At 61.7% G+C, this 16466-nt stretch carries 13 protein-coding genes and 1 tRNA gene; 2 read left to right on the plus strand and 12 right to left on the minus strand.

The window, feature by feature from the left end:
• Positions 1 to 14: 14 nt before the first annotated feature.
• The 10 genes from M2103_RS08525 to M2103_RS08570 all read right to left on the minus strand — a co-directional run bounded on the left by M2103_RS08525 (position 15) and on the right by M2103_RS08570 (position 9779).
• Positions 15 to 812 (minus strand): RDD family protein, encoded by a 798-nt coding sequence (locus M2103_RS08525; protein WP_277509959.1) that lies wholly within the window; start codon positions 810 to 812, stop codon positions 15 to 17.
• Positions 809 to 1825 (minus strand): stage II sporulation protein M, encoded by a 1017-nt coding sequence (locus tag M2103_RS08530; protein ID WP_277509960.1) that lies wholly within the window; start codon positions 1823 to 1825, stop codon positions 809 to 811. Before M2103_RS08530 ends, M2103_RS08525 begins: the two co-directional genes overlap by 4 nt.
• A gap of 100 nt (positions 1826 to 1925) precedes the next feature.
• The gene (locus M2103_RS08535) at positions 1926 to 3269 is read right to left on the minus strand and encodes a DUF58 domain-containing protein (protein ID WP_277509961.1); all 1344 of its coding nucleotides are present in this window, start codon (positions 3267 to 3269) and stop codon (positions 1926 to 1928) included.
• Between the two features lie 105 nt (positions 3270 to 3374).
• Positions 3375 to 4340: a MoxR family ATPase gene (locus tag M2103_RS08540; RefSeq protein WP_277509963.1), complete on the minus strand. Its 966-nt coding sequence runs from the start codon at positions 4338 to 4340 to the stop codon at positions 3375 to 3377.
• Positions 4337 to 5644: a DUF4350 domain-containing protein gene (locus M2103_RS08545; RefSeq protein ID WP_277509966.1), complete on the minus strand. Its 1308-nt coding sequence runs from the start codon at positions 5642 to 5644 to the stop codon at positions 4337 to 4339. Before M2103_RS08545 ends, M2103_RS08540 begins: the two co-directional genes overlap by 4 nt.
• A complete protein-coding gene (locus M2103_RS08550; protein WP_277509967.1) occupies positions 5641 to 7335 on the minus strand; it encodes a hypothetical protein in 1695 nt (564 codons plus the stop codon). Before M2103_RS08550 ends, M2103_RS08545 begins: the two co-directional genes overlap by 4 nt.
• On the minus strand, positions 7332 to 7709 hold the full coding sequence (locus M2103_RS08555) for a hypothetical protein (RefSeq protein WP_277509968.1): 378 nt from the start codon (positions 7707 to 7709) through the stop codon (positions 7332 to 7334). The genes M2103_RS08550 and M2103_RS08555 overlap by 4 nt, the downstream gene beginning before the upstream one ends.
• A gap of 20 nt (positions 7710 to 7729) precedes the next feature.
• A complete protein-coding gene (locus M2103_RS08560; RefSeq protein WP_277509969.1) occupies positions 7730 to 8404 on the minus strand; it encodes an ABC transporter permease in 675 nt (224 codons plus the stop codon).
• Positions 8401 to 8964 carry a hypothetical protein gene (locus M2103_RS08565; RefSeq protein ID WP_277509970.1) on the minus strand — a complete coding sequence of 188 codons (564 nt, stop codon included), beginning with the start codon at positions 8962 to 8964 and terminating at the stop codon, positions 8401 to 8403. The genes M2103_RS08560 and M2103_RS08565 overlap by 4 nt, the downstream gene beginning before the upstream one ends.
• Before the next feature lie 50 nt (positions 8965 to 9014).
• On the minus strand, positions 9015 to 9779 hold the full coding sequence (locus M2103_RS08570) for an RDD family protein (protein ID WP_277509971.1): 765 nt from the start codon (positions 9777 to 9779) through the stop codon (positions 9015 to 9017).
• A gap of 213 nt (positions 9780 to 9992) precedes the next feature.
• On the opposite strand from M2103_RS08570, the gene M2103_RS08575 reads away from it, so the two are divergent.
• Together M2103_RS08575 and M2103_RS08580 are read left to right on the plus strand one after the other, a co-directional pair.
• The gene (locus M2103_RS08575; protein WP_277509972.1) at positions 9993 to 12692 is read left to right on the plus strand and encodes a DEAD/DEAH box helicase; all 2700 of its coding nucleotides are present in this window, start codon (positions 9993 to 9995) and stop codon (positions 12690 to 12692) included.
• 151 nt (positions 12693 to 12843) lie between these two features.
• Positions 12844 to 12918, plus strand: a tRNA-Asn gene (locus M2103_RS08580).
• A 183-nt stretch (positions 12919 to 13101) separates the two neighbouring features.
• Here the strand turns inward: M2103_RS08580 and M2103_RS08585 are convergent.
• Positions 13102 to 15006, minus strand: a complete 1905-nt coding sequence (locus M2103_RS08585) for a DNRLRE domain-containing protein (RefSeq protein WP_277509974.1) — start codon at positions 15004 to 15006, stop codon at positions 13102 to 13104.
• Between the two features lie 41 nt (positions 15007 to 15047).
• On the minus strand, positions 15048 to 16427 hold the full coding sequence (locus tag M2103_RS08590; RefSeq protein WP_277509976.1) for an FAD-dependent oxidoreductase: 1380 nt from the start codon (positions 16425 to 16427) through the stop codon (positions 15048 to 15050).
• Between the last annotated feature and the right edge of the window lie 39 nt (positions 16428 to 16466).

Genomic DNA, 16466 nt, shown 5'->3' on the forward strand with positions numbered 1-16466 from the left:
GCCCGGCGGCAGGCTCACCGCGCCTCCGTGGATAAGTGCCTTTCCACAAACAGCACATCCACCACGTTGCGCACGAACTGCTCGTTGCTCACACCGTCGGTCACACTCTCGGGAAAAGCCGTCAGCGATTTGAAATGCTCCGCGAGATCGGCAAACAACTCCGCGCGCGCCGCGTCATCAAGCTTGTCGCGCCGGGCCAGCGCCAGCCACGCCACGCGCGCCTCCTCCGGGGAAACCGCCTGCCGCAAACGCGCCACCACCGGCGCGTGGCCGCGCAGTGTGTTGTATTTTTCACTCCCCAGCAACGCCGGATCGGGCGCCGGCTCCGAAGCCTCCCAAATCACAAGCGTTCCCGCCGCCAGGTCGCCGAGCCGCTGGCAGCGCCGGCTCAGCAACGCCGTCGCGCCGCCCGCGAAATAACCAAGCGGAAGCGCGTCAATCGCCCGCAGCAAATTGCGCAGCACCACCTGCCACAGGGACAGCCGCAAGCCTCGCTCGTCGATCACGCGCAACCGCAGCATCCGCTTGCCCGGCGTAAGGCCGCGCCAGCGCCACTCGAAAAAAATCGAGTAACCCTGCGACACCACAAAATACCCGATCACGCTCACCGCGCGCATCGCGTCCACGCTCACGATCGCCAGCAGGCTGATCGCCACGCTCACAATCCCCCACCCCGCGCTCACAATCATCCAGTCGGCCAGCAGCGCGAGCATCCGCGGCACCGGACTCGCCAGCCGGTGCGAAAATACCGCGCACTCCGGAGTGCGCACGCGGATTGTATCCAGCCTTTCAATACCTTTCACGCCGTTCATGAATTTTCCTCCCCCTCTTTTTTGCGTCCGCAAAACCCCAAATACCACAACAGCACCGCGCCTTCGATCACACCAAGGCCGATCTTGACCCAATACGGCAGCACCGGCGCGTGGTATTGCGAAATGAACGCCTCCACAACGCCCGCCCACACGAGCATCAACGCCGCGCCCGCGCACAACGTCACCACATCCGGCGCGGCCGCCCGCAGGCGCATCGCAAGCCCCTTGCTCTGGCCGCGCCCAATCAACGCGCCCGCCAGCACAAACCCGGCCTGCCCGCCCACGAGAATCGCGGGGATTTCAATCATGCCGTGCGGCAGCAGCCATCCGAACAGGAACGTCGTCTGCCCCGCGAGCACGTAGTCCGCCACCACCGCGCCGAGAATCACGCCATTGTAGAACAACAGCACCAGCGTCCCCGCGCCCCACGTCATGCCGAGCGCCATCACGAGCAAGGTCACGCGAATGTTGTGCGTCATCAAATAACCGGCAAACGTGCCCTTCGAGCCGTCCAGCCGATTGTAATCCTCGCCCGATTCCTCCTTCGCAACGCGCTCCGCCGGATCGCCGAGCAAGTGCGAAAACGGCATCAGCACCTGCTTGGCATCGGGATCAAGCGCCACCGCGAAGCCCCCGAAAACCGCGCCTCCCAGCATCAACGCCAGCGCGAACCAGAACGCGCGTATTCGTTTCCTGAATACACCGGGCAGCGTGACAGCGAACCATTTCCCGGGCCGCCAGTGCTCGACTGAGCGCCCGCCCGCGCCGCCGTGGATTTCCGCGTAACCGCGCGCGACAAGATTCTCCAGATACGCGCGCGTCTCCGGCTCCGCGGAAAACGTGGCCAGGCGCGCCAGGTCCGCCGAGGCCCTTTGATATAAATGCTCCATCTCGCGCACTTCCTCAAGCGGCGGCCTGCGCCAGGGATCGTTCGCCATGCGGTTCAGAATTTTGTCGAGCCGCTCCCACTTTGGACGTTCCGTCTCGATGAATTTGTCCAGGTTTACGATCATGAAAAATCCTCCTGAAAAAAAACGCTGAATGCGCGGAGAATCACAGGGACAAATGCGGCCCGTCCCGTTCCCCGTGCTCCGTCTGTTCGAGAGTCGGCCTTCATAGCAACTGCCTCCGCTTCACCTGCAAATATTGCGTCACCAAGTTCGCCACGAACGCATCGTCATCGAGCACCGCCGCCGTGATGTTGACCTGCTTGAGCGCGCGGATCAGCGCCTGCGTTTCCTCCCAGCGCATGTGGCCCGCAAGCCTCGCGTAAAGATCGCCGCGCCCGTCCGCCCTCCTGCTTGCGAAAAGCGGCTCCACGCCCGGCCCGCGCAACTGGCTCACCAGCATCAAATGCTGGCGCGCCAGCAATGGAGCGTGTCTCGCGAAATCCTCCGCCAGCACGGGGTCGCCCAGGTCGGTCAGAAAAAACAACAGCGCGCGCTGGCGTTGCCGCAACCGAATGTGACGCGCCACCTCGGCCATGTCGGGTGTCACGCCGCCCGGTTGGAGCGTGTGCAACGCCTCGCGGCATGCCGCGTAATGCGCTGCGCCGTTGCCCGCGCGCAAACTCACGCGCACGCGATCATCGTAGGCGATCACGCCGAAGCGATCCCCCTGCCGCTGTGCCGCGAGAAACAAAACCAGCGCCGCGGTCAGGTAGCGCTCGAGCACCGTTTGAGTGACCCCCTCGTGCGTGACGAGCCGCCCCGACAAACGCGACATGTCGATCACCACATAAATCTCCTGCGTGCGCTCGGCCTGAAAAACCTTCGTCACCGGATGCCCGCGCTTCGCCGTCGCCTTCCAGTGGATTTCGTCAAACCCGTCGCCCGGCAAATACTCGCGCAACTTTTCAAACTCGCGCCCGCGCCCGACCGTGCGCTGCAGCTTCGCGCCAAACTGGCCGCGATCCAGAAAAACCGCCGCGAGCTGACGCCGCTCGGAAAACAAATTCGGATACACGCGCAGCTCGCACTCCAGCCGCGCGCGCGCGCGCAACCGCCACAAACCCAGTCGCGATCCCGCCTCGCAACACGCCAGCGCCGCATTCGCAAAACGCCCGCGTCGCGAAGGCGTGCACGCCCATTCGATTTGCGCGCGCGATTTGTCCGCCCCCGCCGGCAGGCGCACCCACAACTCATTGTCCTTTGCCGCAAACACCTTCGGCAATCCGAGCGCAAAACGCAGCTCCATCGCGCGCCCTGTCTCATTTAAAAAACGCACCGGGATCGCGCCGGGCCGGTCCTTCGAAAAACGCACGACCTCCGGAGCCGACACAACCGGCATCCTCACGCTGCGCAGACTCAACGCCAGGTCGGCCAACGCCAGCAACGCCACGATTGCCAGCGCGGCGAAGCACACCGGCATCAACCCGGGCATCGGCCCCGCCGGTATCGCAAGAATCACGACGGCGAAGACAAGCCAGAGCAAGCGTGTTGAGGGAAGAAAGGTCATGTTGTTATTTTCGATTTTGGATTTCCGATTTTCGATTGGGAGTTACCGCTCCATTTTCGATTTCGAGACCGCGCGGTGGCGCGCAATCGAAAACCCCAAACTTCTTCATCTTGGCACCGCCACTTGTTCGAGTATCCGCGAGAGCACCTCGTCGATTGTCAGTCCCTCGATTTCGAACTCGGGGCGCAATATCAGGCGGTGTCCGAGCACCGCGCTTGCAAGGCCGCGCACATCGTCCGGCGTCACATAGTCGCGGCCGTCGAGCGCGGCGCGCGCGCGGCTGCCAAGCAGCAGCGCCTGCGTGGCGCGCGGCCCCGCGCCGACCAGCATGCTCTCGTGGCTGCGCGTCGCGCGCACAAGATCGACCACGTAGCTCGTCAGCTCCTCGCGCAACGTCACCGTGTCGAGCGCGGCGCGCATTGAGGCCAGTTCGCCCGCGCCAAGCACAGCGCGCACTTCGCCCGCGGCAAGCGCGCCCTCCGGCGTGTTGTTTCCGACCATGCGCCGCGCCAGCGAAAGTTCCTCGTCGCGCGCCGGCGGCTCCATTTTGATCTTGAGCATGAAGCGATCCTTCTGGGCCTCGGGCAGCGGATAAGTGCCCTCGGAATCCGCCGGGTTTTGCGTGGCGAACACGGTGAAGTTCTCATCAAGCGAGTGGGTCTCGCGGTCGATCGACACCACGCGCTCCTGCATCGCCTGCAAAAGCGCAGCCTGGGTTTTCGCGGGCGCGCGATTGATTTCATCCGCGAGCAGGAACGACGTGAACACCGGCCCGCGAATCAGCGTGAATGAATTTGCCTGCAAATTAAACACGTTCGTGCCCGTGATGTCGGACGGCATGAGGTCGGGCGTGAATTGCACGCGCCCGCCCGGCACGCCGAGCACGTGCGCGAGCGTGCGCACGAGCAGCGTCTTCGCCACGCCCGGCACGCCCTCGATGAGCGCGTGCTGGCGCGACAGCAAGGTGATGAGCGAAAGCTCGACCGCCTCCTGCTGGCCGATGACGACTTTCGCCACCTCGGCGCGGGCGGCGGTTAGTTTTTCCGTAAACGATTCAATGGTTGGGTTCATAAAATTGATTTCTTTTTTTGGCGGGGCGAAACCCCTCCTGATTTTCTCAGCGCTTCCCGCGCTGTTGTGTAGATTGTCCACGGCGACGCGTTTCGCTCCAGCGTGGCGAGCGCCTTGTCCACGCGCGCAATGTCGGCGGGCGAAGCCGTTTTTTTCCACTCGTCGAGGCACACGCGCGCCACCTGCGCGCGGGGCACCGAGCGGCGCAGCAACGCCTCCAAGCCCGCCGTCGGCTCGTAGCCCGCGCGCTCCTCATCCTCGTCGGCGGGCGGCGGCACGAACAGCGCCATGCGATGCCACACCCACAACACCGCCAGCAACATCGCCAGGCACGCAGCCCCCGTCAGCCCATAGCGCCGCGCAAGCGCGGCCACGCCATGATCCTCCGTCATGCCGAGATGATATTCGTCGAAAATAACAACGCCGTCGCCGCCCGGCGCGGTCACGAGCCATGCGAGCAATGAGGTCGCGCGCGCGCGTTGCAGCGCCTCGTTGCTCAGGAAAAACGAATCCGCCGCCAGCACGATCGAGCCTGTTCCAAGCGCGCGCTCAATCATCACGGGACGCCCCTCGCGCGTGTAAAGCACGCGCCAGTCCGCGCTTTTTTCCGTGTCGAAATACAACTCGCTCATCCAGTCGAGTCTTCCCGGCCATTCGCCCGGTTGTCCTTCCGCGCGCACCGCGGGGGGCAGCCTGCCGTCGTCGTCGGGCTTGATGATGCGCGTCACGATTTTCACGCCCCATTGCCCGCCCGCATCGACAAACACATGTTTCTTGCGACTGCCTTTTTTCTCCGCGGGCTCCGGGGTTTCCCCGGGCGCGACCTCGGGGGCGTCGCGCTTCTCCAAGGCATGCGCGGCAAAATCCGGCGCGCCCGCGAAATTGTATTTTGAATAATCGTCATCGGTGCGCGAATCGCGCCAGCGCTTCAACTCGCGCTCGCCGAAGCCCGCCTTGAACGTCACGACCACGCGCGCGCCGCCGCGAGCGAGCGAGTCGAGTTTTTTCGCGGTGACGCGGTCAGTCCGCAACCACCCGGCGGAATTCACCCCCGCAAACACAATCGTCCCTCGCATGCCGGCCGGCAATTTTTCCGGCTCGCGCAGCCATCGTTGCGCGCGCGCGCCGGGCACAAGCTCCAGGCTTTCATAAAACGCCTTTGTGCCGAGCGGGTCGGCGCGATAGGTCGAGTAAAGCGGATACACATCGCCGCGCGAAATCCTCATGCGCAGCAATTCGGCGATGCCGCCGAGCAACAGCACGACCAGCGCGGCGAGCAGAATCATCGAGGCTCGGCGCCTCATATTTTCGCTCCTTTCTCCATCTCGTCGAACCACGCGCGCACGCGCGCCTCGTCCGTCTGCTCGCGGCCATACCACGCCGCCTCGAACTCGCGCCGCCTCGCGGCAAACCATTCCGGCAGTCCCGCGCGCTGCAGCGCGCGACGCCGCAGTTCGCGCTCGTAATCAAGATTCGTCTTGTGCCGGCGCAGCGTCAGCAATCCCTCCGCGCCGAGGCGCGCGAGTTGCGCGAGGTAGAGCGCGCGCAGCGCCAGTCGCCACTCTCCGAGCGCGATCTGCTCGCGCGCGAGTTGCAGCCACTCGTCCCAAGGCAGTTGCGCCGCCTGCACGTTTTCATCGCGCAAATCCGGTTTCCCCTCGATCTCCGCGACGCCCGCCGCCGCCTCCACAATTTTGCGCCGCCCACCTCGCACCGTTATATAAATCACCCAAACGAGCAATCCCGCCAGCACCGCGAGAAGCGTGTAGAGAAAAAATTTCAACAGCGACAGGTCTCCCGTGCCCGATCGCTCCTTCATTACAACCGGCGAGGAATTATCATTGTCGCTCGAAAGCAGATTCGCCAGCCATTCGACAAAACGCCCCAGCGCGCGAAAAACTGATTTCACACCGCTCCCCATCCAGTTAAAAAAACGCTCGATTGCGCTCGCCTCGTCATCCGAAGGGCGCGCTTTTTCATCCGGCTGCAACTGCCATTGAAAATCGCTGCGCGCCAGCACTTCGTCGATGGCTTGGTCGAGCTCGGCGGGCTGGACTTGTTGCTGCTGTTGCCGGACGGAATCGGAGTCTTGCTCCGCGGCCGGCGCGTCCCCCGAAAACATCAGCGCGCCCGCGAGCAGCGCGACGAGTGTGAAACCTGTTTTGGCGCGCCCCTGTTTTCGGGCGGCGGCAATTTCGATGCGCAAATCCGCGCCGGTGCGCAGGGCGCGCCCGCGAAAAACACGCAGCACGCAAAACGCCTTCGCAAGCGGATCGACCGCGAGCCATGTGAGCGCCGTCACGCACATGAGGAATGTGGTGTTGAGCATCGACCAGCCGTCCAGCGACATGAAGTTTTCCATCCCGAGCAATGTGCGCGCCAGCCACGGCAGCATGTAGAACAAGGCCGCCACGTTTGCAAAAACCACAAGCGAAAGCGCGCTGATCACGAGCAGCCCCACATGCCCCTGCCGCGGCCAGAGTTTCGCAAGCCGCCACACATCCGCCCCCGCCGCTCCGGGTTGCTCCGGGACTTGCCCGGAGCCAAGCGCCGTCGCCGTTTGAAAATACAGCCACACATAACCGAATGGCAGCAGCAGCACACCCGACACCGCCAGCGCCGCCGGTCCCCACGCGTGGATTTTGAATTGCGAGACCGCCAGGCGCGCCGCCCTGCGCCATGTGAATTTCTCCGGCTTCGCGCCAAGGCGAAACGCCAGCAACCGCGCGCACATTTCCGCCTGCGCGACCTTCATCCACGCATACAGCAGCACGAGCGCGCACGCGCCCAGCGCGAGCTCGTCGCGCGACGGCCTGAACCACGAGACGTAAGCCCACGCGAACAAAACCGCCAGCGCCCACGCCCCCGCGCCGAGAAGGTGAAGCACAAACACTCCCGCCGGCGCGCGACGGAGCAGGTGCGCGGATTCCTCGATCAGTGCCAGCGCGGACGGTTCCGTCTCGCGACGGCGCGCGGTTGTTCCCTTGCGCGTCATTCCTCGCCCAGCGCCTCCTCCGCCGCCTGCGCCCACACCGTGCCCTCATGCACCGACTGCGGCAGTTTTTCGATCAGCAAACCCGCCAGGTAAAAACACAACCAGAGCCACGCCACGCCCGCCGCGAGCGACGCCGCGCGTTTCACCGAGTCCGCCGTCAGCGCGAAAAGACCGCGATTGCTCCCGTCCGCATCCGCCTTCGCGTTCGCAACGATTTTCTCCAGGCACGCCGCGCACAACAAGCGCCCCTCGTATTCCGAGACGCACTCGCGGCAAAACGGCAGCCCGCACTCCGCGCAACACGCCGCCGCCTCGCGTTCCGAGTGCCGCGTGCAGCGCAGCCTGCGCATCGGTCCGCCGGCTCGCGACGGCAAAGGTGGATTTTCCGCCGTGCTCATGCCGCGCCCGGGCCTCCGTCCGGATTTTGCGCGTCCGAAGTTTGCCGTGGTTGCATTTGCGGCAGCTCCGGCTGCGAGGGCAACTCGGGCATTGGCGGTTGCGCGGCGGCCTGATTTTCCAACGCCGTTTGCTCAACGGCGGCATCGACCGCGTCCGACACCTGTTCCGCCATCGTCGGTTGCGCGCGCGTCAAATCCGCCTGCGACGCATTGATCAACGGCGTGAGTTGCTCGATCAATTTGTCCGCCTGCCATTTCCGCGCCACGGAGCGCAACAGCACCGTTTGCAATTCCGTCACCACGTAAACTTTCACCGTGCGCCCGCGCCACAGGAACAGGAGCGCGACCGCGAGCATTATCAAAAAACACACCAGCAAACCGGGCGAGCCGCCGCCCTCCCTGCTTGTCATCGCGGTCAAAAACCACATGAGGCCAAAAAAGAACGCGATGAATCCGCAGACAAAGCCGCCGACCTTGGCCGAAAAACCCTCGCCAACCATGATCGCCTTGATGTCGCGCAAATAGAAACGCCGGTAGCGCTCATGCAGTCCGGTCGAGGTGATTTGCAGCACATGGTCGTCCGCGAGCCACAGGCTCCCGCGCGAAAACAGCCCGCCGTTTTGACAGCGCAGATGTTTGTATCGCGGATTATTGCCGTCGTTCGCGCTCATTTTGAAAACATCTCCACAAACAGCCACACCCATCCGGCAATCTGCGCCAGCGAAAGCGCGCCCGCCACCCAGCGCTGCCAGCGAAAGCGCCTCACGATGCTTGCGGGTTTGTTCCAGTTCAACAACACCAGCGCGAACGCCGCCGGCGCCGTCGCAATCGTGAGCGGCCAGGCAATCAGCGGCAGCACCGCGAGCCAAAGCGCGGTGGTGTCCGCTATCCACTTGTCCCGCTCAACCCGCGCCGGGGATGTTTTCCCGCCCGCGATGCACGCCGGGCACAAAACGCGTCCGCCAAAATCGACCGCGCACACGGGGCACAAAAATCGTCCGCACGACGAACACACGCCCTCGGCCTGGTTTTGCGCGTGGAAGAAACAAGTCGCGTCGTCACCGCCCGCCAGTTCGTGCGGCTTCGTCACGACGCGCTCCGCCCGAAACGCCGGGAACTCCACAAACTGGTAGCCATCCTTGCACACCTCGCATTGCGCGCGCCCCGGCGTGAGCAAATAACGTCCGCCGCAAGAGCACGGGCCGTTCAGTGTTGGAGATTTGTTGCTCACGGAATCAAAAAATGCGCATGGAAGATTAAACGCGCGCCGGAAGCTCGCGATTATTTGCGCACCACGCGCGTGTCGCAGATGATGTCATGCAACGCGCGCTTCTGCTCGTCCCAGCCGGCCATTATGTAGCCGATGCACAGGATCAACGCGCTGACACCCTTCGCAAAATTGCGCCCGATAATCCGGCCCACCGAAAGTTTCTCGCCATCGGCGCGCAGAATCTTCAAGCCCAGCGCAAGTTTGCCGGGAGTCGCGTCATACTTTCGAATGAAAAACACGTCGTAGGCCAGCGCCACGGCAAACTGCACAAGATAGAGGGACAATTGCAGAATCAAGACAACCGGTGTCATGCCATCGCTTCCAGACGCGGACGCGATGCCGCCAAGCGCCATCAGGACAAACATGAAACCCATGCTGAAAACCATGTTGATCGCCCACAGGCACATCATGTCGATAATGACCGCGGCGAACCGAATCCAGAATCCCGCGTAACGCATCTCCCCCGGCATCGCGGTGTGTTGCACGCCCTCGCGAATGCGCTGGAAAAACGCGTCCTTGTGCTCGGCGCTCACCCAGCGCCCCTGGTATTCGAGCATCTCGCGCTTCGGGTAAAGGCGCCCGCTCACCGCGCACACGGCCGAGTCGCTTTCCCCGGCGATCCGCGCCGCCGTTTGCGCCCACGGCAGCCACTCCGCCATGCCCGCGTGCCAGACGAGCGTCTCGCCCATGATCGTGCCCGCCTGCGCAAGCTGGTCAAATTGCTCCTGTGAAACCGGCCCGACGCGCTCGCCGTTTAAAACATAATACCATTGCATGAGATTAAAAAAGATTTGGGAAATTTAAACCCAAACGCAAATGTCGGGCGGAAAGCTTGGCAACGGTATATTAACGTCGCGTTTACAATGAATTTGGTCGCGTCGCCTGCCATTGTCCCGAGGGTATGTTTCGCCCGCATCCAAAAAACAATGACACTCGAAAAAGGGATTGCTCCACACTCATGCGATTCTAGCGTTGAACCTTTTCGCGTCATGCAAAAGCACGCCGCAAAACGCATCTACAGTCCGCAATCGCTCGAGTTTTGGTTTGAGAAACTCGAAGGCGATTGGTTCGCCGTGTTCACGGACAGCCAGCTCGCGCACGGCCGCCGCATTTACCGCGACAGCGAAATCCGCGAACTCGAACTCACCAACAAGGACGCCATCATCCACCGCCGCGTTGAAAAACGCGACGAATACGCCGTCATCGAATGGGAAAACGGCGAGCTCAACATCCGCGCATCGACCGACGACACCGAAAAAGCCCGCGCCATCGCGGTCGCCGGCATTCACGAAATCGAGGAGCTCCTTTGCGACGAACTCCCTCCCCTGCCCGCCGAGCCGTCCGCCAATGGCAACGGCGCCCGCGCGCCCGCGCCGCAATCCTCCGGCGCGACAACCAACGGCAAAACCGCCCCGGCACCCTCCGATGCGCCGCCTCCGCGCACCCTCGTCCTCACCTTCGCCACCAGCCACAACGGACTCTCGTTCGAGGCGTTCTGGAAAGACCCGGCCAATGCCCGCGCGCCGCGCGCCCCGGCGTTCACACCGGACAACACCGCCTCGTCCGCCCGCCCCGCAACCACGCGGGCGGAACGCGCCAAGCTCATCGGACTCGCCGCCCTCGCGCGCAAATCACACTTCACCTACAACGCCCAAACCGGCCACTACCTCCTCTCGAACATCATCGAGATTCCATCTTATCTGAAAAACACCCTCCCCGCCTGGCGGCGCGCCTACGAAATCGAGCTCGCCCCCGAAACGGAAAAACTCCTCCACACCGCGCAAACCCTCGAAGTCAGCGTCATCGCCACCCGGCGCAACGGGAAAAAAACACCGGGCGCAAAAACCACATCCAACGACAACGATACCGCCCTCGACTTGCGCTGGATATTCAAATCCGGCGAACGCCTTCTCACCGACGACGAAGTCGCCCTCGTCACCAAACGCGGCGCCTCGCCCACCCTGCTCCCCGGCGTGGGCATCGTCACCCTCCCCGCCGACCGCCTCGAAACGCTGGAAAACTGGCAACGCAACATCGCCGAGGCGGAAACACCCGACGGCAAACTCCCCCCCTACCTCATATTCTCCCTCTTCAATGACGCGCGCCTCAAACTGACCCTTTCGCCCGAAATCGAGACGTGGCGCCGGGCCGTCACCACCCCCGCGCCCTTCACCAAGCCACTCCCCGAAATTCTCCGCCCCTACCAACGCCACGGCGTCGAATGGATGCACCACCTGTGCGACACCGGATGCCACGGACTCCTCGCCGACGAAATGGGCCTCGGCAAAACCCTTCAGACAATCTCGCTTCTCTCCGTCCGCCCCGCCAACGATCCCTCGCTCCCCACGCTCATCGTTTGCCCCGCCAGCGTCGTTCCCGTCTGGCAGGAGGAATTCGCGAAATTCGCCCCGCACATTCGCATCAAAGTCCTGAAAAACGGAAATCCCTTTGTCGGCAACGCCACCGAAACGAATCACGACGCCGAGCCCGAAGCCGGAATCGCAAACGGCAAACTGCAAACCGCGCCCCCCACTGTCTCCGAGCGCATCGTCTGGATCGCCAGCTACGCGCAACTCCGCAAACACCGCGCCCGCCTAGACACCGCGCGCTTCGGCTACACCATCCTCGACGAGGGCCAGTTCATCAAAAACCCCGTCGCCAAAACCACGCAAACCTGCTTCGCCATCCGTGCCCAGCACCGCATCGTCCTCTCCGGCACCCCGCTCGAAAACCGCCAGCTCGACCTGTGGTCCATCTTCCGCTTCCTCCTGCCCGGGCTGCTTGGCACGCGCGCCGTTTTTGAAGCCGCGCTCGCCGCCGACCGCGAAGGCGCGTTCACCCGCCTCCGCGCGCAACTCGCCCCCTTCATCCTGCGCCGCACCAAAAGCGATGTCGCCACCGAGCTTCCGCCCAAAGTTGAAATGGAACTCGTCTGCCCGCTCACCGATGTGCAACGCGCCGAATACGCCCGCGTCTGCGCCGAGGGCCTGCAACGCCTCGGTGACGACATGGACGCCGCCCTGCGCGAGCGCAGCTTCGGATTCCTCGCCCTGCTCACGCGCCTGCGCCAGATCTGTTGCGACCCCGACATGCTCCCCTGGCTGAACACCCCGCTTGCCGACTCCGGCAAAATCAACCTCCTCGTTGAAAAACTCGCCGAAATCATCAGCGGCGGGCACAAAGTTGTCATCTTCTCGCAATTCGTGATGCTCCTTGAGCGCGTCCACGAAGCCATCGCCCTCGCCTACCCCGACCTGCCGCGCTATGAAATCACGGGCATGACCAAGGACCGCCTCAAACCCGTGCAGGCCTTCCAAAACGCGAAAGGCGCCGCAGCGATGCTCGTCTCGCTCAAGGCCGGCGGCACCGGCATCACGCTGCACGCCGCGGACTACGTCTTTCTCCTCGATCCATGGTGGAACCCCGCCGTCGAGGCGCAGGCCGTTGACCGCGTCCACCGCATCGGCCAGTCGAACACGGTTTTCGTTTACCGCATGGTGACCGCCGGAACAATCGAGGAGCGCATCCAAAGCCTGAAGGACAGCAAACGCGGCCTCTTTGAGCGCATCGTTGGCGGCACCGAAGGCAACGACCTCGCCGCGCACTTCAAGACGCTCCACGAACTGGTGCAACTCACAACAGCCGAAGTCGTGGAGCCCGAGCAAACCCCCGACTACGTCCCGATCTGATAAAAGCCGGCCCGAAGTGAAACCAAGCTGGTTCGATTGTGGAAACCGAGAAGTGACAAAAAAATGATTTTTCTACTTGCGCCAAAAATCAAACCCTCCGTAATGACGCCCCTTCACCGGCTGTTCTGAAAAGGACGGCGGAAGAAACTGATGCCCGGTAGCTCAGTGGCAGAGCAGGTGACTGTTAATCACTTGGTCGCTGGTTCGACCCCAGCCCGGGCAGCCACTTTAACCTCAAAGACTCGCACAAGTTTTTGAGGTCTTTTTTTGCCCCATTAAAAAAGTGACCGCCCCCTTACGGCTCCCTCCCTTGCCCCCGCCGCACATCATTTCCCGTGAGACGGTAGAGACCCGCAAAGTCGCCGCCCGAAGGGGGATTTGACCTTGGGCCTTCCTCAACGAGTTTTCTTTATTTCACCGAAGCGTGAATGAATGACTGGAGTTCGGTGCGGGTTGTTTTTTTGGCGTCCGAAATCTCGGCATACCATTCATACACCGAGTTGGCCGCCCTGCCCTTCCAATTGTATTTCGCCCCGGCGCCTGATTCGGCCTTCACTGTGGCGAGTTTTTTGAAGGGTTCGATCTTGGTCCCAAAATCGTAGGCAAGCGTGTATTGCGCCGCGGGATCCGTGCGCGATTTGCCTGTGTAGGGCGAATAGGTGGCCACGCGGATTTCGTTGGTGCGCGGCGAAAAAGTAAGCACGCCGAGAAACCCCGCGCCGCCGTTTTCATCAAACTGAAAGTCCTGAACGATGGAATGCGTCACGGAGCCGTTGCAAGTGTCCGTGCGATGCCCCTCGCCCGTTGTGTGTCCGCCCACGATGAGCATGAGGTTTTTGTGCGATTTTAACGCGGCATAAACGGCCTCACCATCCTCCTGAAATTCGCCCGGGATTCCGGGGAAAAGCGTCGCGTGCGTAATGACAATCGCATGACGATCCGCATGCTTGGTCAAAACATCGCCGGCCCACTTGAGGATTCCGGGATCGTTTCTGAGGCGACCGAATTCCAAGCTGAGCACGACAATCTTCGTTCCGCCTGATTCAAACAGCGTGTAGTGATTGTTATTATTATCGCCGTAGTTTCCGCCGTAATAACTTTTCCCCTTAAAATGATTCACCCCGAAATATTTATTAAACAGTTTCGCCGGACCGTCCCTTTTAAGCTCCCCGTCGGAACCGGGATAACGCTGGTCGTGGTTGCCGACGGCCAGGCAATAGGGAACCCCCTCGGGCAGTCCGCTCAGTTTTGTATCCTCAAGTTTATAGAGCGCCCGGCGGGCAAGTTTCCATTGATCTTCATGAATATCCCCGTGATCCGTGATGTCCCCGAGATGGAGCACGCCGGCTATGTTGCGCGCCCTGGCATTTCGGGCGATCCATTCCGTCTGGGCGTCAAACATTTCCGATTTCCCGCCGAGCCGCTCGTTTGTGTAATATTGCGTGTCGGGAAGGAGAATAATCTGAAAGTCATCCGCGGCGGCGGCCTGTTTGCGTCCGTAAAATGCGACACTCAGGGCGTCCTTGTTGGAGTCAGTCACACGCAGGGAAAGCGTGGCGGTGGTCGCGTTTGCATGCGTCGAGGAAAGGTTTGTCGCCTCGGGCGCGATATTGGACGGATTGGCGTCGTAGGTGACGCGGAGCAGTGGACGCAATTCCCGCCTGTCCACCCGTGACGTGATAAAGGCCGCCGGCACATGGTGCGTGCGTGTTGAATATAAAACCCAGCCGTTGTTCGGCTGCCCGCCCGCCCACGCGCGCAGCGACTCGGTGACATCAATCTCGTAGGCGGTGTTGTTGAGATTGGGGACAAAGAGCGCGTCGGGAGCGGCGACTGCCTCGCGTCCATCGTATTGGATTCCATCGTCACCCCACGCCTTGTATTTCCACGCTGCATCCTTCCCCCACGGCACAAGCATGCGGCTGAGAAATATCCGGTGATAAGTTATCGCGTCCTTTTTCGAGCCCACATTGAGGCGCAATGTCGCCTTGGAAATTTTTGCGCCGAGAGGAATTTGCGAGGCTCCCGAACCGAAAATATTATCAAAACGAACCAGCGCCTGCTTCGCCTTCAGTTGCTCGCCCTTGCTTTCATGCCGCTCGATCCAAAGGTTGTTTGCCTTGTTGCCGAGCACGCCCGGATTTCCCTGGTCGATGCCGATCTCCATCGCGCCCGAGTAGTTATCAAGGCCGTTTTGGAATGTCAGTGTTTTGTCATCCAGATTGGAGTCGGCATGAGCCGGGGAAAGCAAAAGCGCGCATGTCGCTATCGCAAAATAAACGCGAAAAAAACCGGGACGGTTATGCTGCTTCATATTTTCTAGTATATATAAATTTAAGAACACCCGCCTTGTTATTACGCGCGCAAATAGGCTCCGCTTGACTGTAATTTTTCGCGTAATTTTTTAACATCGAGCGACGCCGGCGCGATTCCCCCGGCGGCGCACATTGCGGCGGCGCGACCGGCGGCCTCGCCGACCGCCATGCAGGTGGACATCACGCGCGTGGCGGCCATGGCCTCGTGCGTCGTGCCTATGCAGCGACCCGCGATGAAGAGGTTCTCGATCTTTTGCGGCACGAGCGAGCGGTAGGGAATGTCATAACAATCGCCGCACCATTCGAGCGTGCAGTCGTTGTCGTTTGGCCGGTGAATATCAATCGGATAGCTGCCTACGGCGATCGCGTCGTCAAACTTGCCGCAGTTCAGGAGATCGTCGCGATTCAACATGTAATTGCACACCACGCGACGGGACTCGCGAATGCCGAGAAATGGCGCGGTGTTGGACAACCATGCGTTCTCAAAGCCGGGCACATAACCGGTCAGGTATTTAACGATGCCGTCGATTTGTTTGCGCGCGGTGATCTCGCCGTCGGTGAGACTGTGCGGATCGGAGCCGTCGATATCCTTGACGCGCGTCATGTTGATCCACGCCTCGCCCTTCCTGATGCCGGTTATAATAATCGTGCGATCAGTCGGGATCTGCACGCCGTCCGCGCGGGCTTTTTCTATCAGGTTGCGCAACCCGACCGTGATGAAGCGGCTGTTTTTGCCAAAATAATCCGGAGGGATGAAGTCCATCTGATACGAGTCCGGTTGCCCTGCAATGCTGTTGCGGAGCTTGTCCGTGTCCACGCTGTCGAGGCGGAACATGAGCGTCGGTGGCTGCATGCCGCCCTTGTCGTCGCCCTTCTCGCAAGGCGCGCCCGCGAGGAAAGCCACGTCGCCGTCCCCCGTGCAATCAATCACCTGTTTGGCAAGAATCGCCTCGCGACGCGCCTTGCCCTGGAAAACGCATCCCTTGATTTTGCCGTCCTCCACAATCGCATCGGCAAACATCATGTGCAGGAGAATCTCCACGCCCGCCTCGAGAAGCATGTTCATCGCCTCGGTCTTGACGGCCTCCGGGTCGATGATTGTGAGGCTGACATGCAGCGGGCAGGCTTGGTGCTCGCTGGCCGCGCCCTTCGCCTTGAGCCGCTCCATGAGTTTTTGCGGCAGGCCTTTTATAATCAACTCCTGCTTCTGGCTGAGAAACCCGAGGATGGGAAGCCCGGTGGTGAGATTGCCCCCCACATGGCTGAGCCCCTCGACAAGCGTCACGCGCTGTCCGCCCTCCGCCGCGCCCAGCGCGGCCATGATGCCGGCGGGGCCTCCGCCGACGACCAGCACGTCTGTTTCCTTGTATATTGGCGTTTCCCTTGACGGTTCGATAATCGTATTGTTTTCGGTTTTCATGATAATATTATTTTAATAAGTTATATATATAAATTATAA

This window comes from Ereboglobus sp. PH5-5 (genome assembly GCF_029504805.1).
GTDB lineage: Bacteria > Verrucomicrobiota > Verrucomicrobiia > Opitutales > Opitutaceae > Ereboglobus.